Annotated in this window: 20 protein-coding genes and 1 riboswitch; of the genes, 9 read left to right on the plus strand and 11 right to left on the minus strand. The window is 71.9% G+C overall.

The window, feature by feature from the left end; translation table 11 throughout:
- Positions 1–12 precede the first annotated feature (12 nt).
- Genes DSC45_RS08020 through ribD form a run of 4 tightly spaced genes read right to left on the minus strand, consistent with a single transcriptional unit; the run spans position 13 to position 3635 of the window.
- On the minus strand, positions 13–1290 hold the full coding sequence (locus tag DSC45_RS08020; RefSeq protein WP_119288569.1) for a bifunctional 3,4-dihydroxy-2-butanone-4-phosphate synthase/GTP cyclohydrolase II: 1278 nt from the start codon (positions 1288–1290) through the stop codon (positions 13–15).
- Positions 1287–1937 (minus strand): nicotinamide mononucleotide transporter family protein, encoded by a 651-nt coding sequence (locus DSC45_RS08025; protein WP_119288571.1) that lies wholly within the window; start codon positions 1935–1937, stop codon positions 1287–1289. The genes DSC45_RS08020 and DSC45_RS08025 overlap by 4 nt, the downstream gene beginning before the upstream one ends.
- Positions 1934–2548 (minus strand): riboflavin synthase, encoded by a 615-nt coding sequence (locus DSC45_RS08030; RefSeq protein ID WP_119288573.1) that lies wholly within the window; start codon positions 2546–2548, stop codon positions 1934–1936. The genes DSC45_RS08025 and DSC45_RS08030 overlap by 4 nt, the downstream gene beginning before the upstream one ends.
- Before the next feature lies 1 nt (position 2549).
- The gene (gene ribD, locus DSC45_RS08035) at positions 2550–3635 is read right to left on the minus strand and encodes a bifunctional diaminohydroxyphosphoribosylaminopyrimidine deaminase/5-amino-6-(5-phosphoribosylamino)uracil reductase RibD (protein ID WP_119289181.1); all 1086 of its coding nucleotides are present in this window, start codon (positions 3633–3635) and stop codon (positions 2550–2552) included.
- 188 nt (positions 3636–3823) lie between these two features.
- Positions 3824–3954, minus strand: a riboswitch (FMN riboswitch).
- A 216-nt stretch (positions 3955–4170) separates the two neighbouring features.
- Here ribD and DSC45_RS08040 point away from each other — a divergent pair.
- A complete protein-coding gene (locus DSC45_RS08040; RefSeq protein ID WP_119289183.1) occupies positions 4171–4932 on the plus strand; it encodes an SDR family oxidoreductase in 762 nt (253 codons plus the stop codon).
- A gap of 45 nt (positions 4933–4977) precedes the next feature.
- Here the strand turns inward: DSC45_RS08040 and DSC45_RS08045 are convergent, their stop codons facing one another.
- Positions 4978–6162 carry an ROK family transcriptional regulator gene (locus DSC45_RS08045; protein WP_119288575.1) on the minus strand — a complete coding sequence of 395 codons (1185 nt, stop codon included), beginning with the start codon at positions 6160–6162 and terminating at the stop codon, positions 4978–4980.
- 135 nt (positions 6163–6297) lie between these two features.
- On the opposite strand from DSC45_RS08045, the gene DSC45_RS08050 reads away from it, so the two are divergent.
- Together DSC45_RS08050 and DSC45_RS08055 are read left to right on the plus strand one after the other, a co-directional pair.
- Complete coding sequence (locus DSC45_RS08050) at positions 6298–7512, plus strand: MFS transporter (RefSeq protein ID WP_119288576.1); 1215 nt, start codon at positions 6298–6300, stop codon at positions 7510–7512.
- 121 nt (positions 7513–7633) lie between these two features.
- Complete coding sequence (locus DSC45_RS08055; protein WP_119288578.1) at positions 7634–9067, plus strand: uracil-xanthine permease family protein; 1434 nt, start codon at positions 7634–7636, stop codon at positions 9065–9067.
- Here DSC45_RS08055 and DSC45_RS08060 read toward each other — a convergent pair.
- The gene (locus tag DSC45_RS08060; protein WP_240434535.1) at positions 9043–10227 is read right to left on the minus strand and encodes a glycoside hydrolase family 6 protein; all 1185 of its coding nucleotides are present in this window, start codon (positions 10225–10227) and stop codon (positions 9043–9045) included. The genes DSC45_RS08055 and DSC45_RS08060 overlap by 25 nt on opposite strands.
- Before the next feature lie 199 nt (positions 10228–10426).
- On the opposite strand from DSC45_RS08060, the gene DSC45_RS08065 reads away from it, so the two are divergent.
- On the plus strand, positions 10427–11119 hold the full coding sequence (locus DSC45_RS08065; protein ID WP_119288580.1) for a DUF5995 family protein: 693 nt from the start codon (positions 10427–10429) through the stop codon (positions 11117–11119).
- A 120-nt stretch (positions 11120–11239) separates the two neighbouring features.
- Positions 11240–12169: a TIGR03619 family F420-dependent LLM class oxidoreductase gene (locus DSC45_RS08070; protein ID WP_119288581.1), complete on the plus strand. Its 930-nt coding sequence runs from the start codon at positions 11240–11242 to the stop codon at positions 12167–12169.
- A gap of 61 nt (positions 12170–12230) precedes the next feature.
- Here DSC45_RS08070 and DSC45_RS08075 read toward each other — a convergent pair whose 3' ends face one another.
- Positions 12231–13940, minus strand: coding sequence for a flavin monoamine oxidase family protein (locus DSC45_RS08075; RefSeq protein ID WP_119288583.1), 1710 nt, complete (start codon positions 13938–13940; stop codon positions 12231–12233).
- Between the two features lie 441 nt (positions 13941–14381).
- Here DSC45_RS08075 and DSC45_RS08080 point away from each other — a divergent pair, with 441 nt between their 5' ends.
- Positions 14382–15065, plus strand: a complete 684-nt coding sequence (locus DSC45_RS08080) for a hypothetical protein (RefSeq protein ID WP_240434536.1) — start codon at positions 14382–14384, stop codon at positions 15063–15065.
- A 93-nt stretch (positions 15066–15158) separates the two neighbouring features.
- On the opposite strand, the gene DSC45_RS08085 is transcribed toward DSC45_RS08080, so the two are convergent.
- Positions 15159–15611, minus strand: a complete 453-nt coding sequence (locus DSC45_RS08085; protein ID WP_119288584.1) for an Lrp/AsnC family transcriptional regulator — start codon at positions 15609–15611, stop codon at positions 15159–15161.
- Positions 15612–15723: 112 nt separating this feature from the next.
- On the minus strand, positions 15724–17127 hold the full coding sequence (locus DSC45_RS08090) for an amino acid permease (RefSeq protein ID WP_205571291.1): 1404 nt from the start codon (positions 17125–17127) through the stop codon (positions 15724–15726).
- 411 nt (positions 17128–17538) lie between these two features.
- Between DSC45_RS08090 and DSC45_RS08095 the strand changes: the two genes are divergently transcribed.
- The 3 genes from DSC45_RS08095 to DSC45_RS08105 are packed head-to-tail and all read left to right on the plus strand — an operon-like array spanning position 17539 to position 20428.
- Complete coding sequence (locus DSC45_RS08095; protein WP_119288588.1) at positions 17539–18651, plus strand: LLM class flavin-dependent oxidoreductase; 1113 nt, start codon at positions 17539–17541, stop codon at positions 18649–18651.
- Positions 18648–19466 carry an SDR family NAD(P)-dependent oxidoreductase gene (locus DSC45_RS08100; RefSeq protein ID WP_119288590.1) on the plus strand — a complete coding sequence of 273 codons (819 nt, stop codon included), beginning with the start codon at positions 18648–18650 and terminating at the stop codon, positions 19464–19466. Before DSC45_RS08095 ends, DSC45_RS08100 begins: the two co-directional genes overlap by 4 nt.
- Positions 19463–20428, plus strand: coding sequence for a GDSL-type esterase/lipase family protein (locus tag DSC45_RS08105; RefSeq protein ID WP_240434537.1), 966 nt, complete (start codon positions 19463–19465; stop codon positions 20426–20428). The genes DSC45_RS08100 and DSC45_RS08105 overlap by 4 nt, the downstream gene beginning before the upstream one ends.
- A gap of 21 nt (positions 20429–20449) precedes the next feature.
- On the opposite strand, the gene DSC45_RS08110 is transcribed toward DSC45_RS08105, so the two are convergent.
- Entirely contained in the window at positions 20450–21343 is an 894-nt protein-coding gene (locus tag DSC45_RS08110) for an IclR family transcriptional regulator (RefSeq protein WP_162929169.1), read from the minus strand.
- A gap of 77 nt (positions 21344–21420) precedes the next feature.
- Positions 21421–22887: a GuaB1 family IMP dehydrogenase-related protein gene (locus DSC45_RS08115; RefSeq protein WP_119288595.1), complete on the minus strand. Its 1467-nt coding sequence runs from the start codon at positions 22885–22887 to the stop codon at positions 21421–21423.
- Positions 22888–23030: the final 143 nt, after the last annotated feature.

Genomic DNA, 23030 nt, shown 5'->3' on the forward strand with positions numbered 1-23030 from the left:
TGTCGGAATGTCTCAGCGGGCGTCGAGCCACGGCAGGTCGTGACCCATCCGGTCCCGCTTGGTGCGCAGGTAGCGCAGATTGTGCTCGCCCGCCTCGACGGGCATGGTCTCCCGGCCGCTGACGCGCAGTCCGTGGCGGACCAGGGCTGCCGACTTCTCCGGGTTGTTGGTCATCAGGCGTACGCCCTCGACACCGAGGTCGCGCAGGATCTGCGCGCCCGCACCGTAGTCGCGGGCGTCGGCGGGCAGGCCGAGCTCCAGATTGGCGTCCAGGGTGTCGCGGCCGCGCTCTTGAAGTTCGTAGGCGCGCAGCTTGGAGAGCAGGCCGATGCCGCGGCCCTCGTGGCCGCGCAGGTAGACGACGACTCCGCGGCCCTCCTGGGTGATCCGGGCGAGCGCGTTCTCCAGTTGGGGGCCGCAGTCGCAGCGCAGGGAGTGGAAGACGTCACCGGTCAGGCACTCGGAATGCAGCCGGACCAGTACGTCCTCGCCGTCCTCGGCGCCGTTCAGGTCGCCGTGGACGAGCGCTACGTGCTCCACGCCGTCGACGGTGGAGCGGTAGCCGTACGCGGTGAACTCGCCGTAGGAGGTGGGCAGTCGGACCTCCGCCTCGCGGCGCACGGTGGGTTCGCTGGTGCGCCGGTAGGCGATCAGGTCCTCGATGGAGATGAGCGTCAGGCCGTGCTTGCGGGCGAAGGGGACGAGCTCCGGCAGCCGCAGCATCCGGCCGTCCTCTCCGGCGATCTCGACGATCGCGCCGGCCGGCCGCAGACCGGCGAGGCGGGCGAGGTCGACGGCGGCCTCGGTGTGGCCGTTGCGCGCCAGTACGCCGCCGGGCCTGGCCCGTAGCGGGAAGATGTGGCCGGGCCGCACGAAGTCGTCGGGCGCCGCCTCGCCGCCGGCCAGGAGCTGGAGCGTGGCCGCGCGGTCGGCGGCCGAGATGCCGGTGGTGACGCCGTGCGCGGGCCCGGCGTCCACCGAGACGGTGAACGCGGTGCCCATCGACTCGGTGTTGTCCTGGACCATCTGCGGCAGCCGCAGCCGGTCCAGTTCGGCGCCTTCCATCGGCGCGCAGATCAGGCCGCGGCACTCGCTCATCATGAAGGCGACGACCTCCGGGGTCGCCATCTCGGCCGCGATGACGAGGTCGCCCTCGTTCTCGCGGTCCTCGTCGTCGACCACGACGACCGGGCGTCCGGCCGCGATGTCGGCGATGGCCTGCTCGACCGGGTCGAGGCCCGGTGCGCCGGCGTCCGTGGCGTCCGTGGGCCGCAGGGGGATGGCGTTCATGCCGGGGCTCCTTCGAGGACGGGTGCGGTGGCGCGGGACCGCTGCCACCAGTCGCGCATCCCCCACAGCACGAGGGCGAGGTAGATCACGTACACGAGACCGGAGAAGGCCAGGCCGCTGTGGAAGGCGAGCGGCACGCCGACCAGGTCGACGAGGAGCCAGGCGAACCAGAACTCCACCAGACCGCGGGCCTGCGCGATCATCGCGACGAGCGTGCCGACGAAAATGTAGGCGTCGGCCCACGGGCTCCAGGACAGGGTCGGGAACGCCGAGAAGATCCCGCCGACGGCGAGGGTGCCGGCGACGGCGCCCGCGACCAGCAGTCCGCGTTCCTTCCAGCTCGCGAAGCGCACCGCGATGGTGCCGTCCTGTGCCTGCTGTCGGCCGCGCTGCCACTGCCGCCAGCCCCACAGGGCGACGCCTATGACGAGCAGTTGCTTGCCGACACCGCCGGGCAGGTCGGCCCAGGCGTACGCGCTGACCAGGATCAGGCCGGAGAGGAACTGCACGGGCCAGGTCCAGATCGAGCGCCACCAGCCGAGTGCGAGGGCGGCCAGGCCGATGCTGTTGCCTGCCATGTCGGACCAGATGACCTCCTGGCCGAAGACGTGGAAAGCCTCGGAGTTCAGCCAGTCGAGGATGCTCATCGGGCGGTCTCCCGGTCCTGGCCGTCGGCGCCGAGGAGTCGCTCGACGTACTTGGCGATGATGTCGACCTCGAGGTTGACCGGGTCGCCGGTCTGCTTCACGCCGAGGGTGGTGAGGGCGAGCGTGGTGGGGATGAGGCTGATGGTGAAGTAGTCGGGTCCGGCCTCGACGACGGTGAGGCTGACGCCGTCGACGGTGATGGAGCCCTTCTCGACGACGTAGCGGGCGAGTTGCGCCGGCAGGCCGATCCGGACGATCTCCCAGTGCTCGGAGGGCTCCCGGCCCAGGATCGTGCCGGTGCCGTCGACGTGGCCCTGCACGATGTGTCCGCCGAGCCGCGCGCCGACCGCGGTGGGCCGCTCCAGGTTGACCCGCGAGCCGGATTCGAGGACGCCGAGGCTGGACCGCTGCAGGGTCTCGGCCATCACGTCGGCGGTGAACTCGTCGCCGTCGTGCTCGACCACCGTGAGACAGACGCCGTTGACGGCGATCGAGTCTCCGTGGCGGGCGCCGTCGGTGACGACGGGGCCGCGCAGGCGAAAGCGCGAGGAGTCGCCGAGATTCTCCACGGCGGTGACCTCACCCAGCTCTTCGACGATTCCGGTGAACACGTCAGTGCTCCTTCGAGTTCGAGGCGGGGACGGCGGGGACGGCGGTCAGGCGAAGATCGGGTCCGATGCGGATGGACTCCGTCAACTCGAGTCGCAACGCGGCGGACAGCGTGCTGATTCCGGCGTCGCCGAGTGCCGCGGGTCCGGAACCGAGCAGTACGGGGGCGAGATAGCCGACGACACGGTCGACGGCACCGGCCGCGACGAAAGCGCCCGCGAGGGTGGGGCCGCCTTCGATCAGCACGGAGCGGATGTCGCGCGCGTGCAGCGCGGCGAGCAGTGCGGTCACGTCGAGGCCGCCGGCGGCGCGCGGCAGTCGCAGCAGCTTTGCCGGGGAGCCGGCGGCCCACTCGGGCTCCGGTGCGTCCTGGGCGATCGCGACGAGGGCGGGCGCCGCGTCGTCGAGGATGCGGGCTCCGTCGCGTACCGCGGTGGCGTGGGTGTCGACGGCCACCCGCAGGGGCTGTACGGCCACGGGGACATCGCGGACCGCGAGGTGCGGGTCGTCGGCGGTGACCGTGCCGGAGCCGACGACGACGGCGTCGCTCTCGGCGCGCAGCCGGTGGACGTCGGCGCGTGACTCGGCCGAGGTGATCCAGCGGCTACTGCGGTCGGCGGCGGCGATACGCCCGTCGAGGGTGGCGGCGTACTTCCAGGTGACGTGCGGGCGGCCGAGGCGGATCGAGGTGAGCCAGGCGGCGTTGCCGGTGGCGGCCTCGTCCTCCAGGAGTCCGGCGGCCACGTCCACACCCGCGTCGCGCAGGGTGCGAGAACCGCCGGTGGCGGAAGGGTTGGGGTCGCCGACCGCGTAGACGACGCGGGCGATGCCGGCGTCGACGAGGGCCTGGGCGCACGGGCCGGTGCGGCCGGTGTGGTTGCAGGGTTCGAGGGTGACGACGGCGGTGCCGCCGCGGGCGCGCTCGCCGGCCGCGCGCAGGGCGTGGATCTCGGCGTGCGGTCCGCCGGCCCGCTCGTGGTGGCCTTCGCCCGCGGTCCGCCCGTCCGCGTCGAGGACGACGCAGCCGACGACCGGATTGGGGCTCGTGGCGCCGAGGCCGCGTGCGGCGAGGGCCACGGCGCGGCGCATGGCGGCACGCTCGTGGTCGGGCACTGCGGGTGCGGTGGCGGCCACCGGGTCCTCCTGCCTCTGTGGGCACGGACTCCGGGGCCTGTCGATGACGACAGAATTCAACGGAACAACGCATGAAGCTCGCCGGACACCGGCTGCCCACGAAGGGCGAAACCGACGGCGGCGCACCTCGGGGTGCTGATCCGCCGCGCACTGCCTCCCATCCGGACTTTCACCGTCGGTCCAGGAATTTCACCTGGTCAACCGGCCACTGGATGCGGCCGGGTCGCGGACTGTAACCGCCGGTTCGGAATTACACCGACCCCGGAGTGCGCTGCTTCTGGTACACGGTCAGTGTGCCACGCCTGATCGTCGGCCAGGCGGGTGAGGGCTGTGGCCTCACTCACAGCGATCGTGGGCATACCTTCGGGACGCGGGTGTCGGGGGCGCCTGCCGGGGTCCGATGTCACGTCCGTGGGTACCCGGCGCGTCCTCGTTGCGTGCGGCGGCAGGCCGCCACGACAGCGCAGGCCCAGTACCGGGAGAGATGCAGATGACCACCACCCTCGTGACCGGCGGCACCGGGACACTCGGCCGGCTCGTGTGCGACCGGCTGCGCGCACAGAGCCATGCCGTACGGGCGCTGAGCCGGCATGCCGAGGACTTTCCGGTGGACCTGATCAGCGGCACCGGCCTCGACCGCGCGGTACAGGGGGCCGAGGTGATCGTGCACTGCGCCAGCTCCCCGAAGGGCGGCGACGAACAGGCCGCGCGCCGTCTGATCGAGTCGGCCCGCCGGGCCGGAGCCGGACACATGGTCTACATCTCGATCGTGGGCGTGGACGACGTACCGCTCGGCTACTACCGCACCAAACGCCGGGTCGAGCGCCTCGTGGAGGAGTCGGGCCTCGGCTGGACGGTCCTGCGCACGACGCAGTTCCACGACCTGATCCTGCAGATCTCGCGGTACGCCGCCCGGCCGCCGCTCGCTCCGTTCCCGTCGGGGGTGTCGAGCCAGCCCGTCGCAGCGGCCGAAGTGGCAGACCGGCTCGCGGAGTTGGCGCTCGCGGGACCGGCGGGCAGGGTGGCGGACATGGGTGGGCCCGAGGCGCGCACCCTGCGCTCGCTCATCGGGGCGTACGCGGCGGCGGCCGGGGTGCGGCGTACGTTCGTTCCGGTCCGGCTGCCGGGTCGTACGTTCGCGGCGATGCGTGCGGGCGGGCTCCTCGCTCAGGACCGGGCGGTGGGCCGGACCACGTTCGAGGAGTTCCTGGCCGAGCGGGTGGCGGGCAGGCGGACGAGCGACAGGACTTAGGGCTTGCCCGGCTTCAGGGTTCACTCGGCCCAGGGCTTGACCGGCTCAGGGCTTCCCCGGCGCGAACAGGTCGTTGTGGGCCATGTCCTGGGCGGTGAGCAGGGCGCCGCGGAGAACCGCGGTGCCGCCGAGTGCTCCCGCCCGTACCTCCGTGCGCAACGGTGAGAGCGCGGCGGCCCGTCGCTCGACGCGGTCCGCGAGGGCGGCGGCGCCGGCCCGGCCGATCGCGCCGCCGAGCAGCACGCATCCGGGGTCGAGGATCGCGGCGACCGAGGCGACGCCGATGGCGAGCCGGTCCGCGAGGGCGTCGAGGTAGGCGGCGTAACGGCGTTCACCGGGAGCGGAGGCGGCCTGGCCGACCGCCGCGACGGCCGCCGCCTCGTCCCCGGCACCGGCTTCGATCCCGTACTCGGCGGCCAGCGCACACACCGCGGCGGCACCGACGAGCGAGTGGAAGCCGCCGTCGCAGGAGCTCGCGGACGGCATCCCGATGGCGCCCGGCACCGGTAGAAAGCCGATCTCGCCGGCCCCGCCGCCCGCTCCGCGGCGCAGGCTGCCGTCGAGCATCACGGCGGCCCCGATGCCGTGGCCGAGCCAGAGCATGACGAAGGTGTCGCGGTCCTGGACGGCGCCGACCCGCTGTTCGGCGACGGCGGCGAGGTTCGTCTCGTTCTGCACGACGACGGCCGCGGGAAGGCGTTCCCGCAGCACGTCCACGAGCCGGCGGTGCCAGGCGGGCAGGCCGGTGGTGTCGCGGAGTTGACCGGTGGCGGGGTCCACCAGGCCGGGCGCGCCGATCCCGACGCTGTGCAGCCGCCCGGCGCCCGATTCGGCGACGGCGGCCTCGAGCAGGGCTACGGCGTGCTGCACGGCGGGTTCGGTCCCGGTGTCGTCGTCGATCGGCAGTGACTTCTCGGCCAGGACGGTGCCGAGCAGATCGGCGACGACGGCGGAGAGCCCCTCGGTGCGTACGTCGAGTGCGGCCAACTGGGCGCGGTCGGCAACGATTCCGTAGAGCCGGGCATTCGGTCCGCGGCGCTCCGCGCCCGCTTCGCCGACGACCGTGATCAGGCCGGACTCCTGGAGGCGTTCCACCAGGCCGGCGATGGTCGGCCGGGAGAGTCCGGTCAGCTGCTTCAGTTGCCCTGCGGTCAACGGGCCCTGCTGCCGCAGCAGTTCGAGGGCCGACCGGTCGTTGATCGCCCGGGCCGTACTCGGGGAAGCGGGCATGCCGAGATCCTCTCAGGCGCGTCTGCCGGAACGGCACCGAGTCGGCCGGAAGGCGACCACGGCTCATCTATTTATCAGGCAAGGTTCCTGATAGTTTACGGCGCTGGATCTGGCGGGCTGGTCGGGAGGGGCCGCATGAGCGGGACGGACGGCGGCGCGGTGATCGACGCCGGGCGGCTGCGGCGGGCACGCTACGCGGTGGCCGCGGTGTTCTGTGTGCACGGCGCGGTCACCGGCTCCTTCGCGACGCGGGTGCCGTGGATCCAGGACCACGCGGGCGTCAGCGCGGGCCAGTTGGGCCTCGCACTCGCCTTCCCCGCGATCGGCGCCTCGCTCGCGATGCCGCTGGCCGGCAGCGTCACCCACCGCTTCGGGGCGCGCACCGCGCTGCGTGGACTGCTGGCCCTGTGGACGACGGCGCTGATCCTGCCGTCCCTGGCGCCCAATCTGCTCACCCTGTGCCTCGCCCTGTTCGTCTACGGCGCCACGGCCGGCATGTCCGACGTGGCGATGAACGCCCTCGGGGTCGACGTGGAGAACCGCCTCGGTCGTTCGGTGATGTCCTCGCTGCACGGCATGTGGAGCGTGGGGACCCTGATCGGCTCGGCGGCCGGCACGCTCGCCGCACACCTCGGCTCGGACGCCCGGCTGCACCACGTGCTCGCCGCCGTCACGCTGACGGTGATCGGAGCGGTCGCGTGCCGGGGCGTCCTCGATCTGCGTAGTTCGCCCGAGGAGGAGGCACCCCCGCGGTTCGCGCTGCCGCCCAAGTCGGCCCTGGTGATCGGGGCGGTGGGGTTCTGCGCGGTGTTCGCCGAGGGAGCGAGCCTGGACTGGTCGGCGGTCTATCTGCGCGACGTGATGAGCACTTCGCCGGGGGCCGCGGCCGCGTCCACCACGGCGTTCGCCCTGACGATGGCCGTCGCACGGCTGGTGGGCGACGCCGTGGTCGACCGGTTCGGCGCGGTGCGCACCGTGCGGGCCGGCGGCGTACTGGCCACGGCCGGCGGGCTGCTCGTGGTGGTCGGCCCGAATCCGTGGGCGGCGATGGCCGGCTTCGGACTGATGGGGCTCGGGATCGCCGTCGTGGTGCCGCTGGCCTTCGCGGCCGCCGCCCGCAGCGGCGACAACGCCTCGCTCGCGATCGCGGGCGTCGCCACCATCACCTACACCTCCGGGCTCGTCGCCCCGTCGGCGATCGGAGCGATCGCGGACGCCACCTCGCTCGTGGTGTCGTTCGGCCTGGTCACCGTGCTCGCGTTCGGGCTGCTGCTCTTCGCCGGAGTGCTGGCTCCCGGGCGGAATCCGGCATCGGTCAGGCGGAGCGCGGCACCGGCCGGTAAGGACTGAGGCGCCGCCATCCGCGCCGGGCGCAGCGCCCCGGACCTGCGGTGCGGCCCCGCGCGCAGGCCTCCACCGTGCCCCGTAGCATTGCCGGGTTCACGCACCCCTTGAGAAAGCGAAACCCACGATGAAGCTCGGCGTGCGCTGGTCCCTGCACGGTGATGGGCGCACCCCCGCGCCCGGTGCCGTGGTCCGTCCGGACGAGCGGCTCTCGTGGCCCCGTACGGCCGGGCTCGGAGCCCAGCACGTGGTGGCCATGTTCGGTGCGTCGTTCGTCGCTCCGGTCCTCATGGGTCTCGACCCGAACCTGGCGATCATGATGTCCGGTGTCGCCACGGTGATCTTCCTGCTGGCGACCCGTGGAGCCGTGCCCAGCTACCTCGGCTGCTCCCTGTCGTTCGTCGGCGTGGCCGCGGTGATCAGGGCGCAGGGCGGCAGCAGTGCGACGGTGACCGGCGCGGTCTTCGCGGTGGCGGTGGCGCTGTTCCTGGTCGGCCTTGCGGTGCGGAAGTTCGGTGCGCGGATCATCCACGCCACGATGCCGCCGATCGTGACCGGCGCCGTGGTGATGCTGATCGGCTTCAACCTGGCGCCGGTGACGGCCAGTACGTACTGGCCGCAGGACCAGTGGACAGCGCTGCTCGTCATGCTGTTCACCGGGCTCGCCGTGGTGTGCCTGCGCGGCTTCTGGTCGCGGATCGCGATCTTCCTCGGCCTGATCTTCGGCTACGGGATCTCCTGGCTCTTCGACCGGGTCTTCGGGCAGATCCACTCGGTCAACGGCGGCACCGAGGCGGTCGACCACTGGCGGCTCGACTTCTCCGCGGTCGGCAAGGCGGACTGGGTGGGCCTGCCGTCCTTCCACGCCCCGAGCTTCGAGTGGTCGGCGATCCTGGTCGCGCTGCCCGTCGTGATCGCCCTGATCGCGGAGAACGCCGGGCACGTCAAGGCGGTCGGCGAGATGACCGGCGACAACCTGGACGGAAAGCTGGGCACCGCGATCTCCGCGGACGGCGCCGCGTCCATGCTGTCGACGGCCGTGGGCGGCCCGCCGAACACCACGTACTCCGAGAACATCGGCGTGATGGCCGCGACACGCGTCTATTCGACGGCCGCGTACTGGGCTGCCGCGGGCTTCGCCCTGCTCTTCGGCCTGTGCCCGAAGTTCGGTGCAGTGGTGGCGGCGATCCCCGGCGGTGTCCTGGGCGGCATCACGGTGATCCTCTACGGCATGATCGGCCTGCTCGGCGCCCAGATCTGGATCAACGCCAAGGTGGACCTGCGCAATCCGCTGAACCTGGTGCCGGCCGCGGCGGGCATCATCATCGGCGTCGGCAACGTGAGCATCAAGATCAGCGACAACTTCGAGCTGAGCGGTATCGCGCTCGGCACCCTGGTCGTCATCACCGGCTACCACGCCTTGCGCGCCATGGCCCCGCCCCACCTCAAGTCGCAGGAACCACTGCTCGACGAGGGCACCTCGCGCTACGACGCGGCGGCGGGCACGAAGTCGGACGAGGAGCGGCCCGGCGACGGTCAGCCGCCGGTCACCAACTCGTAGGCGTAGTCCGGGGTGAAGGAGCCGGCCGAGCCCTTGCAGCCGTCGGACTCGCCCGGGAGCTTGATCCACAGATAGGCGTCGATGCGGGACGCCCCGGTGCTCAGACTGGGCGGCTGCCCCAGCTTGCGGCCCGCCGGGTCGCACCATTTGCCGGCCGGGGGCGCACCGTTGCCGTTGCGGCTGGTGTCGATGACGGCGCCGTGGCTCGCGGGACCGCCGAGCGCGGCGAGCACCGAGCGGGCGTAGGCGGTCTCGTCGGCGGTGGTGTGGAAGTTCGAGACGTTGGTGAAGATGCCGTCGGACGAGGCGGCGGAGGCGGCGCCCGCCTTGCGCAGCTCGGCCGCCTGCTTGGCGGCCGGGTGCCAGCCGGAGTGGCCGGCGTCGAAGTAGACGCGCGCGTTGGGGTTCGCCGCGTGCAGGGTGCGTCCGGCGCGGGCGAGCGAGGCGAAGCGCGCCGAACGGTCGGCGGCGGAGAGGCAGTCGGAGAGGGCGATCGCGTCGGGCTCGAGTATCACCACGACCTCGCGGGAGCCGAGCCCCGCCGCGAACTTCTCGACCCACCGGTCGTAGGCGCCGAGCGAGGGCGCGCCGCCCTGCGAGGCGCCGCCGCAGTCCCGGTCGGGTATCGCGTACGGCACGAGCACCGGCACCTTGCCGCCGGCCGAGGAAGTGACGGCGCTGACCCGGGAGGTGATCGTGTCCGGGGCGTACTCGGCGAACCAGACGGCGGCCGGCCGGTCCGCGATGCGCTGCTCGATCAGCGGCCGCCGCGGGTCGTCGCGGTTCGCCCGGACCCAGTCGAGTACCTGCGAGTCGCCGTGCCGGTAGAGGCCGTTGCTCTTCGGGGCCGGGGCCGGTCGCGGGGTCTTCGGCGGGGCGGCCGTCTTGGACGGCTTCGGCTTCGGCTTCGACGACTTGGACGTCTTGCTCGGCGAGGGCGACACCGGCGTCGGTACGGCCGGCAGCGGCTCGAGCGTCGGCTCCGGCGATTCGGTCCGCCGCGACTCGTGCTGCTCGCCACCGCCCTCGGCAGCCGAGATCAGTCCTGCGGCCGCGCCGACCGCCACCACCACCGAGGCGGCGGCGGATATGGCGTGATGCCGTGCGGTGCGTCTGCGTGCGGCGCGCTGTGCGCGTCGCTGCGCGCGATGACCTGCCACGGTTTCGTACCCCCCTGAACGTGCTGTCGTACGTGTGCTGTTGGTGCCTCGTGCTGCTTACGGCGCGTGTGCCGCCGGGTCTCCGGAATCGGACACACTCACCCCCCCTGGGCCCGGTGCCGCCTCCGAGGTCCCCCGTTTCGGGGAAGCTCCGGGCCGGACGCGCCCGGCACCAGCCTATGACTGTCACGCTGCGTCCATGATGCGCTTGGAGCAGTTGTCGACCGCCACGGAGGGTGTCGACGCCGTGGTGGAGCGGATGCGGACGCTCGACGAGCGTCTCCATCCGGCCGACGGGGTGGCCGTCTTCAACCGGGTGTATCTCTCTGTGACCGAAGAGGTGGACCGGTCCATCGACTCGGGCGGATTCCCCGATCCACGCTCGGCTGCGACCCTCGACGTCCGCTTCGCCGAGCGCTATCTGGACGCGGTCGACTCGGCGGCGGACGATCGTCCTCCGGCGCACTCCTGGCGCCCTCTGTTCCAGTACCGGCGCCATCCCGGAGTACGCCCGCTGCAGTTCGCGCTCGCGGGCATCAATGCGCACATCGGGCACGATCTGGCGCTCGCCGTGGTGGACACCTGCCGTACGCTCGACTGCGAACCCGCCGATGTCGAGGCGGACTTCGACCGGGTGGGCGCTCTGCTCGTCTCGCTCGAGGAGCGGATCAGGGACGATCTGATGCCCGGCCCGGACCTCCTGGAGGTCGCCGATCCGCTGACGCATCTGCTCGGCTCCTGGAGCCTGAACCGCGCCCGCGACGCCGCCTGGGCCGCGGCGCGCGTCCTGTGGGGGCTCAGGCATCTGCCGGATCTGGCGGAGGACTGTGTCGAGCGGATGGACGGGGCCCTCGGCCTGGTCGGCCGTTGCCTGCTCACGCCCTGGCGCTGAGCGGCGGGTCCCGCATCGCCCCCTGGTAGGAATCGCCCAAGTCGCCTTGGATGGCGGGGAGTCGCCGCCCCGATCACCCGTCGTCCGGCGGCGGCACGGCCGTTCACCAGGAGGACGCGGATGACCATCAAGCTCGGACTCGGGCTCCCCCAGATGAAGCAGTACGACATCGGCCGGGACGTGCCCGCCGTGGCGCGGGCCGCCGAGGAGATCGGCTACGACAGCCTCTGGGTCTTCGAACGGATCCTCTTCCCGACACCTGCCACCCAGGGCCTGTACGGGATCGAGGGGCTCCCCTGGCCCGACGCGTACCGCTCGGTGTCCGACCCGCTGATGACGCTGGCGCTCGCGGCCGCCGCCACGGAACGGGCGACTCTCGGCACCAGCGTCCTGGTGGCGCCGCTGCATGTGCCGTTCCAGTTGGCCCGTTCCCTTGCCACACTGGACGCGGCCGCCGGCGGCCGGGTGGCCGCCGGCCTCGGCACGGGCTGGTCGAAGGACGAGTACGCGGCCTCGTCGATCGTGCCGTTCGACCGGCGGGGCCGGGCGCTGGACGAGCTGATCGACGTGTGCCGCGCGGTGTGGGGGCCCGATCCGGTCGCCTACGAGGGCGATTTCACCCGGATCGCGCCCGCCGAGGTGGGACCCAAGCCGGCCCGACCGATCCCGGTGTACCTGCCGGCGAACAGCCCGCGCGCCGCCCGGCGCCTGGTGGACCGCGGGGACGGCTGGATGCCGGTGGCGATGGGCGCCGATGCGCTGGCCACGTCCTGGGCGCGGCTGCGGGAGCTGGCCGACGAGCGCGGCCGGGACCGGCCGATCGCCGTGTCCTTGCGGGCGAACGCGCGGTACTCCCCGAAGCGTGACGAGCGGGCGGACCGTGCGCCGTTCCACGGGAGTGTGGAGCAGATCGTCGAGGACCTGACCGGGTACGCGCAGGAGGGCGTCGACGAGATCTTCATCGAGCTGCAGGGCACGACGCGGGACGCGTCGGAGCTCACGGACGTCGCGGCCGCGGTGTACGCGAAGGCCCGGGAGGCCGGCGTGTAGGCGCCGGGCGGGACCGTATCGCCGGAGGGCACGCCTCGTCCCCTCCGGCGATCCGCAGTCCTCAGTCCTCCGGCAGTTCCACCGGCGCGATCTCGTCGTAGCGGTCGCCGGGCCCGGGGTTGGACGGATCCGTCGTGCCGCCGAACTGGTGCATCACGCCCCAGACCGCGTTGAGCGCCGTCTGCACCGCGCCCTCGGCCCAGCCCGCCGTCCACGAGATGTCGTCGCCCGCGAGGAAGATGCCGCGCTTGTCCTCGGGCAGCAGGTCCTGCATGAAGTGTGTGAACAGACGGCGCTGGTAGCGGTAGTGGCCCGGCAGGTTGGCCTTGAAGGCGCCCATGAAGTAGGGCTCGTTCTCCCAGGAGACGGTGACCGGGTTGCCGATGATGTGCCGTCGGATGTCCACGGTGGGGTAGATCTCGCCGAGCGACTTCAGCATGACCTCCATCCGCTCGTTCGCGGACAGCGGCAGCCACTTCAGGCTGTCGTCGCACCAGGTGTACGAGAGGCAGATGACGGCGGGCTTGTCCGGGCCGTCGTCGAGGAGGTAGGTGCCGCGCGTCATCCGGTCGGTGAGCGTCATCGACATGGTGTCCCGACCGGTGGCGTTGCCCTCGCCGTCGACGGCCTCGTCCAGCCAGAACGGACGGTCGACGGGCACGAACAGCTTGGAGCTCTCCATGTAGTGGGTGCGCTCGATCGCCGTCCAGTGGTCGATCGGGAAGAGCGAGTCGTCGCAGTCGATCTTGGACAGGAGCATCCAGGACTGCGCGGTGAAGATCGCCGCCGGGTAGGTGCGGATGTCGCCGCTCGCGTCGGTGACCGTGATGCGGTTGCCCGCGGTGCGGTGCAGACGGGTCACTGCGGGGCGGGGCTCGCCGTTCTCGTGCAGCGCTGCCAGTGACGTGTCGGGGGCCCAGTGCACGATCTTCTGGGGCTCGCGCTCCCACAGGCGCAGCGGGAGCTGCTGGCTGCCGCCGACGATGCCGCGGTGGTGGTCGTCCGCCTCGGTGTAGACGACGCGGAGGATCTCCAGGATCGAGTTGGGGAAGTCGGTGTCCCAGCCACCGGTGCCGAAGCCGACCTGGCCGAAGATCTCGCGGTGCCGGAAGGAGGCGAAGGCCTCCGAGTCGCAGAGGAACCCGTAGAAGGTCTGGTTGTCGAGCTTCTCGACGAGCCGGGACCAGATCTCACGGATGCGCGGGACGTCGCGCTCGCGCAGTGCCTGGTTCATGTCGGAGAAGTCGGCGCCCTCCTCCAGGCAGGCGTTCCAGGCGTGCATGACGTCCCGGTAGACCTGCGGCAGGTCGTCGACGGTCTCCGCGTAGTGCGACTCCCCCTTGAGGTCGACGACGGTCGACGGGGTGTCGGGCGCGAGCGGGTTGGGGAACGGCTCGGTGCGCAGGCCGACCAGGTCGATGTAGTGCTGCAGCGCGGTGGACGACGGCGGGAAGCGCATCGCGCCCATCTCGGCGGTCAGTTCGGGATCGCACCCGTCGAAGCCGACGGTGCGCAGCCGGCCGCCGATCCGGTCCGCCTCGTAGACGACCGGCTTCAGGCCCATCTTCATCAGCTCGTACGCCGCGACGATCCCGGAGAGACCGCCACCGATCACCGCGACCTCGCGCCCGTGCTCGGTCGCGGGTATCTGCCCGAGTCCCGCGGCACCGGCCAGATAGTCGTCGTACGCATACGGGAAGTCCGGCCCGAACATGGTGATGGGCGGCTGGGCGTCGGTGTGCTGGACGGCGGTGGGCACCGTGGACGTCATGGGGCAGGGACTCCTCGCGGAACGGGTGGAACGGCCGGGCCGGACCGGACGGCGGGCGCACCGCGCGCGTCGGCGCCGTCCGGAGCCGTCGCTGCGGTGACCTCCGGAGCACGGCCCTGCCACGATCTAGACCGTACGGGCGGCCGGCGAGCCCGGACAAGCGGCGACTCTTGCGCACCGACCGTTGATCCGTTGCGTGCCAGGACTCTTCTCCGACGATTCGTTGCGCCCGGCGCCAGCGGGGCCTCCGGGTGCCGCCCTGTGGGCCGCCCGCGGGGTGCGCACTGCCTGTCATCCGCGGGTCTCAGTCCGCGACGGGTGGCCCCGCCGCACGGGGGAGGCGGTACCGCCCGCGGGGCGATGTGGCGGGCGGGTGCGCGACGCGAGGCTGAGGTCACCCGGAAGGTCCGGGCGAACCCGTCGTCACCACGGAGGACTCTCGTGAGCCGAAGCTCCAACGGCCACCACCGCGCACCGAGCCGTACGGCCCGCCGTACCCGAGTCGTCAACACGCTGGGCGTCGCCGTACTGGTGACCACCGTCCTGATCACGGGCGGTGTGGCAGGTGCCGTCGCCCCTTCCGAGAAGGAGGCACCGCCCGTCCGTACCGGGGCCGTCGCCGCCGCGGCGCCGCACCACAAGGAGGCGGCCGCCCTCACGGGGACGGCGAAACTGGACCGCCCCACCACCGAGGACATCACCTTCACCTTCGACGCCCACTTGGCCGAGAAGGACCGGATGGATCCGAGCCAGGCCACGGGCACCTTCCACTTCGAGCACCTCGACAAGCCCGGCGGTGAGGGCGCCGAGGCCGAGGGACGGATCGACTGCCTGGTGACCGGCGGCAAGGTGGCGACCGCCACGGGTGTCGTGACCAAGACCGATATGCCGGGCCTCAAGGGCCTTCGGGTCGGTTTCAGCGTGCACGACGTCCGCGGCCAGGACCGGCTCGGCTACAGCTGGGCGGCGTACGGCACGCCGCTCGACCAGCCGGGCGAGCTGTCCAAGTGCACCAGCGCCGCCCCGTTCGAGAAGGTCCGCAAGGGCACCGGGGACTTCGAGGTGCTGCCCTGGGCGCCGGACTTCTCGGGGACGCCCGAGGGACAGGACCGCCGCCCGCGCTGACGGGTGGGAGGGGGCCGGGCAGGGGCACACGGGGGTGGTCCCAGCCCACTCCTGCCTGCGGGCACGATCCGGCGCCGGTCCGAGCGACAAGCCCTAACCCGGCGCCCCCGAAGAGAACCGGCGCAGCAGCGGCGAGAGGACGAGGACGGACTTGGTGCGTTCCACGAAGTGTTCGCCCGCGATCCGTTCCAGTACGCGCTCGAAGTGCCGCATGTCGGAGGCGAAGACCTGCGCGATCGCGTCCGCGTCACCCGTGACGGTGGAGGCGGAGACGATCTCGGGGTAGCGCTCCAGACCGCGTTTGATGGCCTCGGGCGAGGTGTTGCGGCGACAGTGAATCTCGATGAAGCCCTCGGTCTCCCAGCCGAGGGCCGCCGGGTCCACGCGCACGGTGAATCCCGTGATCGCGCCGCTGGACCGCAGCCGGTCCACGCGCCGCTTCACCGCGGGGGCCGACAGGCCGATCTCCTGGCCGATGTCGGCGTAACTGCGGCGTGCGTCCTCGGCCAGGGCGTGCACGATCCGTTCGTCGAGTTCGTTCAGCACGGCGGGCGGTTCACTTCTCTTCGTTCCGGTTCTCTCGTTCACCGCGCAGGCGGGGAGGCCAGGCAGGCGGGGGTTGTGGGGGCCCGGGTCCGCGGCGGCCCGGGCCCTGCGGTCAGTTCTGCGGGGCGGCGGACTCCGTCGCCAGGCGGGAGCGGCGGTAGCCGTAATTGAAGTAGAACACGAGGCCGACGGCCATCCAGATGCCGAACACCACCCAGGTCACGGCCTGCAGGCTGAACATCATCCAGACGCAGAAGCCGAAGCCGAGCGCCGGGACCAGCGGCGACAGCGGCACCTTGAAGCCGCGTGCCATGTCGGGACGGTTCCGCCGCAGGACCACGACCGCGACGTTGACCAGGGCGAACGCGAAGAGAGTGCCGATACTGGTGGCGTCGGCGAGTTGGCCGAGCGGGACCGCCGCGGCGAGCACGCCGCAGAACAGCGAGACGAGCACGGTGTTGGCCCGCGGCACCCCGGTGCGCCGGTCGACCTTCGCGAACACCTTCGGCACCAGTCCGTCGCGCGACATCGCGAACAGCACACGCGTCTGGCCGTACAGGACGGTCAGAACCACGCTGGCGATGGCGATCACCGCGCCGGCGGCGAGGATCACCGCCCAGAAGCCCTGCCCGGTGACCTCGCGCATGATCGAGGCCAGTGCGGCCTCGGACTCGCCGAACTTCTGCCAGGGCCGCGCGCCGATCGCCACGGCCGCGACCAGCACGTACAGGCCGGTCACGATGACGAGGGACAGCATGATCGCGCGGGGCAGGTCGCGCTGCGGGTTCTTCGCCTCCTCGCCGGCCGTGGAGGCCGCGTCGAAGCCGATGTACGAGAAGAACAGTGTGGCGCCTGCCGCACTCACGCCTGCCATGCCGAGCGGCATGAAGTCCGCGTAGTTGCCGGAGCGGAAGCCCTGCAGGCCGATGGCGCAGAACAGCAGCAGAGCGGCGATCTTCACCGCGACCATGATGGTGTTCGCCCGGGCGGACTCGCGGGCGCCGCCGAGCAGGAAGACCATCGCGAGCAGCACCACGATCAGGGCCGGCAGGTTGAAGAACCCGCCGTCGCCGGGAGGTGCGGAGATCGCACTGGGCAGGGTGACCCCGATGGTGCCGTCGAGCAGTTCGTTGACGTACTCGCCCCAGCCGACGGCGACGGCCGCGACGGACACCCCGTACTCGAGGACGAGGCACCAGCCGCAGATCCAGGCGACGAGCTCGCCCATGGTGGCGTAGGCGTACGAGTACGAGGAGCCGGCCACGGGAATGGTGCCGGCCAGTTCGGCGTAGGACAGCGCCGAGAAGAGGGCCGTGAGGCCGGCGATCACGAAGGACAGGGTGACGGCGGGGCCTGCCTTCGGTACGGCCTCACCGAGGACCACGAAGATGCCGGTGCCGAGCGTCGCGCCGATGCTGATCATCGTCAGCTGCCACATGGACAGGGACCTGCGCAGTGTGCCGCCCTCACCCTGGCCGCCCTCGGCTACGAGCCGCTCCACGGGCTTGCGGCGCATGACACCGCCGCCTGAGGTGGCGGGCTTGGGTGGCGCTTGGCCTCGGTCCGGCACGGGTGTGCTCCTTCATGACTGCGGACGGTCGGCGGTGACCGCGGCAGCCCGGCGGTAGGGACCACCGAGCAGACGGTCCCCGCCACACGAAGTACAGCGCCTGACTGTATGAGGCGCGGCTCACCTCGCGAAATGCGGGAACCTTGCGCGTTCGCGGAGAAATGTTGCGCTGCCCGCCCGGATACGGGAGTTCGTTGCGCCGTGCCGTCTCCGCGTCCGCCCCGACGTGAGTATTGACACGTCGAGGGTCAGGCCTCATCCTCCTCGCCGCCCGAGCGAAACGTTCTTCGACATCTCGAAAACGACGGAAGAAACACCCCTGTCGCGATGCTCTTCCCTCTTCTTCCGGAGGCTCAGATGGACCTCGACGTCCTGTACGAGATCGACGTGCCCAAGCCCTGGAACGGTCCGCATCCGCACGGCCAGCGCGCCGCCGAACAGCGCGCGTACCGCGAGGCGGTGGAGCAGATCCGGCTCGCCGACCGGGTCGGGTTCCGGACGGTGTGGGCCGTGGAGCACCACTTCCGCGAGGGGCGCTCGCACTGCCCCGCGCCCGAGGTGCTGTTGGGGCATCTGGCGGCGCTGACCGAGCGGATACGGCTCGGCTTCGGGGTGACGCTGACGCCGTTCGGGTTCACTCCCCCGCAGCGGATCGCGGAGAAGGTGGCGGCGGTCGACGTGCTGTCCGGCGGGCGCGTCGAGTGGGGTACGGGGCGGTCGACTCCCATGGAGCAGACGGCTTTCGGCGTGGACCGCGAGCAGTCACGGGCCGACTGGAAGGAGGCCGTCGAGATCGTCACGGGCATGTGGCGCGAGGAGTATTTCGAGTACGCCTCCGAGCGGTTCACCTTCCCCCGCCGGATGGTCACGCCGAAGCCGGTGCAGGATCCGCATCCGCCGGTCTGGATGGCGGCCACCTCCGAGGGTTCGGCGGAGGTGGCGGGAGCGAGTGGACTCGGCCTCCTGTCGTTCTCGATCATGCAGCCGCTCGAGTCGATGGCCCGGCAGGTCGCCGCGTACCGGGAGGCGGCGCGCAGCCCGTTGCCGATATCCGACGTGACCACGGACCGGGTGAGCGCGTACACCTTGGTGCACGCGGCCGAGCGGCCCTCCCGGCGGGTGTGGGACTCGGTCGCCTGGTGGTACTCGAACCTCGCGCAGTTCACGCTCGACTGGGAGCTGCCGCATCTCGGCCCCGAGGAGCGCGAGAAGACGTTCCCGCTGCTCACCCCGATCATCCGGGGCGAGGTCCCGGTCCGGGACTTCGACGAGGGCGACATGATCCTGATCGGCGACGCCGAGACGATCGTGCGCAAGGCCAAGCGCTATGCGGATCTCGGCGTCGACCAGCTGATCTGCTACGTCCAGTGGGGCTATCTGGAGCACCAGGAGATCCTGCGGACGATCGAGATCCTGGGCAAGGAAGTCCGCCCGGAACTCGCCCGCTACCGGCCGGCGAGGGCCGCTTGAACGGGCCCGCGGAACCGGCGGACACCTCCCCCGTCCCCGACTACGCGACGGCCGCCCGCCTCGACGACCGCGTGTTCGTGCTGCTCGGAGCGGGCAACGGCATCGGACGCCAGACGGCGCACGCGCTGGCCGCGGCGGGCGCGCGGGTGTGGTGCGTCGACGTGGACGAGGAGCGCGCGCGGTCGGTGGCCGACGAGACGCAGGGGGTGCCCTACGTCGCCGATGTCACCCGGCGCCCCGCGATGCGCACGCTCTTCGCCGATGCGGTGCGGGATGCGGGCGCGGTGCACGGTGTCGTCGACATCGTCGGCATGGCCCGCTACGCACCGCTGGCGGGTCTGGACGACGCGGCCTGGGACTGGCATTTCGACCTGGTCCTGAGACACGCACGGCTCGCGGTCGAGTACGGCGCGGAGGCCGTCGCCGCCTCCGGCGGTGGCCCGCTGGCCTTCGTCGCCTCGGTGTCGGGCCTCACCGGGGCGCCGCAGCACGCCGCGTACGGCGCGGCCAAGGCGGGCCTGATCTCCCTGGTCAGATCGGCGGCCGTGGAGTACGGGCCGCGCGGAGTCCGGGTCAACGCGGCGGCACCCGGGGTGGTGTGGACCCCCAGAGTGGCGGGCCTGCTCGGCGACGGAGGCCGGGACCTGAACGCGGCGAACGCACCGCTCGGCCGGGTCGCCGAGCCGTCCGACATCGCCTCCGCCCTGCTGTTCCTGGTGTCCCCGCTGTCCTCGTACGTCACCGGGCAGACGCTGGTGGTGGACGGCGGGGTCGGCGTGAAGTTCCCGTATCCGACGATCGGGGGTGCGCCGTGACGGTGCCACGGGAACTGCTGCGCGGGGTGGGGTGGTGGGACGGGGAACGGATGCTGCGGGCCGATCCGGCGGACCTGGACCGGCTTCCGGGTGACACGGGGGAACGGGCGACCGTGCCCGCGGGCGTGCGGATCGCGTTCACTGCGCGGGGCGCGGACGCGGTGGAGATCGCCTGCACGGCATCGGAGCCGCTGCCCGCGGACACCTTCCGGCCGTTGCACCACGCGTTCACGCTGCTGTGCGGAGACCGCGCGGTGGCGGAGGCTCCCGTCGACCCGGGCTCGTCCGTCGTGCGCCTTCAACTCCCCTCCGCTGACGGGGCGTTCGCGATTCATCTGCCGGAGGCGCTGCGGCCCGTGGTGCGGTCCGTGCGCCTCGTTCCGGACGCCGCGACGCTGACGCCCGCCCCCAGGGCGCCGCGCTGGCTGGTGTACGGCGACTCGATCGCTGAGGGCTGGTCCGCCTCCCGGCCGGATCTCGCCTGGCCGGCCGTAGCCGGGCGGGCGCTCGGGCTGGATCCGGTGAACCTCGGCTACGCGGGTGCGGCGCGCGGCGCACTCGCCTGCGCCGAACAACTCGCCTCTCTGCCCGGCGAGTTCATCACCCTCGCCTTCGGTACCAACTGCTGGTCGCGGACACCGCACTCGGCCGAGCTGCTGCGGGCGACGGTCCGGGCGTTCCTCGGCACGGTGCGCCGTCGCCGGCCGGGCACCCCGGTCCTCGTCGTCTCACCGGTACTGCGGCCCGACGCGGAGTCCACGCCGAACGCCCTCGGCGCCACGCTCGCCGAGCTGCGCGAGGCGGTGGAGGAGGCCGCGGTCTCCCGCGCGGACGACCGCGTACAACTACTGCCCGGCACGGGCCTGTTGCGGCCCGAGCACCTGGTCGACGGGGTGCATCCGGGCGACGAGGGGCACGCGCGGATCGCGGCGGCGGTGGCGGAGGTACTGCGGGAGGGATGAGGGTGTGCGCGCACAGCCCGCTCAGTGGCCGTTCACCTCGGGCGGCCGTCCTCCGATCTCGCTCGCCAACGACCTGGCACGTGTGATGAGTTGACCGGCCAGTGCGAGGAGCCGAGCACCGCTGATCTCGGGCAGTCCGGTCCCGGTGAGGGCGAGGGCGACGTTGCCGTGCTGGTCGAAGACGGGCGCGGACAAGGTGGTGAGGCGATAGCGCTCGGCGGGTTCGACGCGCAGTACCTCGTAGTCGTCGCCGAGCGCCGTCACCAGGTCGGCCACCCGACGGCGCAGTCGGGCGTCCTGCGGCAGGTCGGAGAGCCGCACCAGCGCCTCGCCGAGTGCGGTACGCCCGGGGGTGTCGCGGTTCGCCGACCAGCCGCGCCCGCGTACGGCGGACATGGCGGTGTCCAGATGGGCGGGCAGCCGCATGCCGGGGCCGATGCGATCGAGCCATCTCCGGATCTCCCCCGGCCCCGACCAGGCGAGGAAGACCTGCCCGAGTGGCGGCAGCAACGGCAGCCGCTGCCCCGCCCACACCTCGGGCGTACGCCCGGACAACCGGCCCTCGACCGCGAGGACGACAATGCTGTCGCCCGCCACCGCACTCACCACGTACGCGCAACCCGACTCGGCGGCGAGCAGCCGCAGTTCGCGCCGCGCACGGTCCACGACACGGTGCCGGGTGAGCGCGGCATGCCCGGCGGCGACCAGGGACATCCCGAGTCCGTACGTCTTGCGCCGCGGATGCCGGACGAGATAGCCGGCGTCGGTGAGCGACTGCAGCACGGACAGGAGCGAGGCCAGGTTGATGTCGAGCGCCTTGCTCAACTCGCTGAGCGAGTAGGACTGTTCGGGATGGGCGGCGAAATGGTCGAGCACGGACAGCGCACGGCTCGCCGCGAGCGCGGGACGGACCACGGCCCCGATCGTAAGCAGCGATCGGGGCCGTGGCGAGGGTGCGTACCGAGGCACCACCCAGAGTCACTGACGCGGCGTCAGTTCCAGCTGTTGTGCAGCGGCTTGCCCTCGGCGTAGCCCGCGGCACTCTGCACGCCGACGACGGCGCGCTCGACGAACTCCTGGACGGAGTTCGCGCCCGCGTAGGTGAAGGAGGACCGGACGCCGGCGATGATCGAGTCGATGAGGTCCTCCACACCCGGACGCGCCGGGTCGAGGAACATCCGCGAGGTCGAGATGCCCTCCTCGAACAGCGCCTTGCGGGCGCGGTCGTAGGCCGACTCCTCCGACGTGCGGTTGCGCACGGCGCGGGCAGAGGCCATCCCGAACGACTCCTTGTAGAGCCGTCCGTCGGCGGACTGCTGCAGGTCGCCCGGGGACTCGTAGGTGCCGGCGAACCAGGAACCGATCATCACGTTGGACGCACCGGCCGCGAGGGCCATCGCGACGTCGCGCGGGTGCCGCACTCCGCCGTCCGCCCACACGTGCTTGCCGAACTTCTTGGCCTCCGCGGCACATTCGAGCACCGCGGACAGCTGCGGACGGCCGACGCCGGTCATCATGCGCGTGGTGCACATCGCGCCCGGTCCGACACCCACCTTGATGATGTCCGCGCCGGCCTCGATCAGGTCGCGCACCCCCTGCGCGGAGACCACGTTGCCGGCGACGACCGGCACCTGCGGGTCCAGTGCACGGACCGCCTTGACCGCGGAGATCATCGACTCCTGGTGGCCGTGCGCGGTGTCCACGACCAGGGTGTCGGCACCGGCCTCGAGCAGCTGCTTGGCCTTGCCCGCCACATCGCCGTTGATGCCGATGGCGGCGGCGATACGCAACTTGCCGTCGGCGTCGAGGGCGGGGGTGTAGAGCGTGGCGCGCAGCGCACCCTTACGCGTGAGGATCCCGACGAGGCGACCCTCGGCGTCGACTGCGGGGGCGACCTTGCGGTGGCCGGCGTCGAGCTTGTTGAAGGCTTCGCGCGGGTCGATGTCCGCGTCGATGAGCAGCAGCTCCGTGGACATCACCTCGGAGAGCTGGGTGAAGCGGTCGACGCCGGTCAGGTCGGACTCCGTGACGATGCCCACCGGGCGCCGCTCGCCGTCGACGACCACTCCGGCGCCGTGGGCGCGCTTGGCGAGCAGCGCCAGCGCATCGGCGACGGTGCCGGTCGGCGCAAGGACGATCGGGGTGTCCAGGACGTGGTGACGCGTCTTGACCCAGGAGACCACCTCAGTGACGACCTCGATCGGGATGTCCTGAGGGATCACGACGAGGCCGCCGCGGCGGGCCACGGTCTCCGCCATCCGGCGTCCGGCGATCGCGGTCATGTTGGCCACGACCAGCGGGATCGTGGTGCCGGTGCCGTCGGAGGCGGACAGGTCCACGCCCTGTCGCGAGCCCACGGCCGAACGGCTCGGCACCATGAAGACGTCGTCGTAGGTCAGGTCGTAGGGAACCGGGGACGTGGTGACGTGCTGTCCGGTGCCGGGCTCAAGAAAACGCATAAGTCTCACATTTTCACGCGAAACGGCGCAGGTCACTCCCACGGTGACACAACAAAACACCCCCGCCGTCGTCTGTTCCTCCAAGGAGGTGCGGGGGCTCCGGTGCCAGGCCAGGAATCCTGCCTTACGTCGAGAGCTTACCC

Origin of the sequence: Streptomyces sp. YIM 130001 (assembly GCF_003574445.1) — a bacterium.
In the GTDB taxonomy this organism is placed as follows: domain Bacteria; phylum Actinomycetota; class Actinomycetes; order Streptomycetales; family Streptomycetaceae; genus Streptomyces.

Excerpts from the sequence above, each read along its gene's own strand:
- DSC45_RS08020 (WP_119288569.1), bottom strand. The coding sequence starts at position 1,290 with ATGAACGCCATCCCCCTGCGGCCCACGGACGCCACGGACGCCGGCGCA.
- DSC45_RS08025 (WP_119288571.1), bottom strand. The coding sequence starts at position 1,937 with ATGAGCATCCTCGACTGGCTGAACTCCGAGGCTTTCCACGTCTTCGGC.
- ribD (WP_119289181.1), bottom strand. The coding sequence starts at position 3,635 with ATGCGCCGCGCCGTGGCCCTCGCCGCACGCGGCCTCGGCGCCACGAGC.
- DSC45_RS08040 (WP_119289183.1), top strand. The coding sequence starts at position 4,171 with ATGACCACCACCCTCGTGACCGGCGGCACCGGGACACTCGGCCGGCTC.
- DSC45_RS08045 (WP_119288575.1), bottom strand. The coding sequence starts at position 6,162 with ATGCCCGCTTCCCCGAGTACGGCCCGGGCGATCAACGACCGGTCGGCC.
- DSC45_RS08050 (WP_119288576.1), top strand. The coding sequence starts at position 6,298 with ATGAGCGGGACGGACGGCGGCGCGGTGATCGACGCCGGGCGGCTGCGG.
- DSC45_RS08055 (WP_119288578.1), top strand. The coding sequence starts at position 7,634 with ATGAAGCTCGGCGTGCGCTGGTCCCTGCACGGTGATGGGCGCACCCCC.
- DSC45_RS08065 (WP_119288580.1), top strand. The coding sequence starts at position 10,427 with ATGATGCGCTTGGAGCAGTTGTCGACCGCCACGGAGGGTGTCGACGCC.
- DSC45_RS08070 (WP_119288581.1), top strand. The coding sequence starts at position 11,240 with ATGACCATCAAGCTCGGACTCGGGCTCCCCCAGATGAAGCAGTACGAC.
- DSC45_RS08075 (WP_119288583.1), bottom strand. The coding sequence starts at position 13,940 with ATGACGTCCACGGTGCCCACCGCCGTCCAGCACACCGACGCCCAGCCG.
- DSC45_RS08090 (WP_205571291.1), bottom strand. The coding sequence starts at position 17,127 with ATGCGCCGCAAGCCCGTGGAGCGGCTCGTAGCCGAGGGCGGCCAGGGT.
- DSC45_RS08095 (WP_119288588.1), top strand. The coding sequence starts at position 17,539 with ATGGACCTCGACGTCCTGTACGAGATCGACGTGCCCAAGCCCTGGAAC.
- DSC45_RS08115 (WP_119288595.1), bottom strand. The coding sequence starts at position 22,887 with ATGCGTTTTCTTGAGCCCGGCACCGGACAGCACGTCACCACGTCCCCG.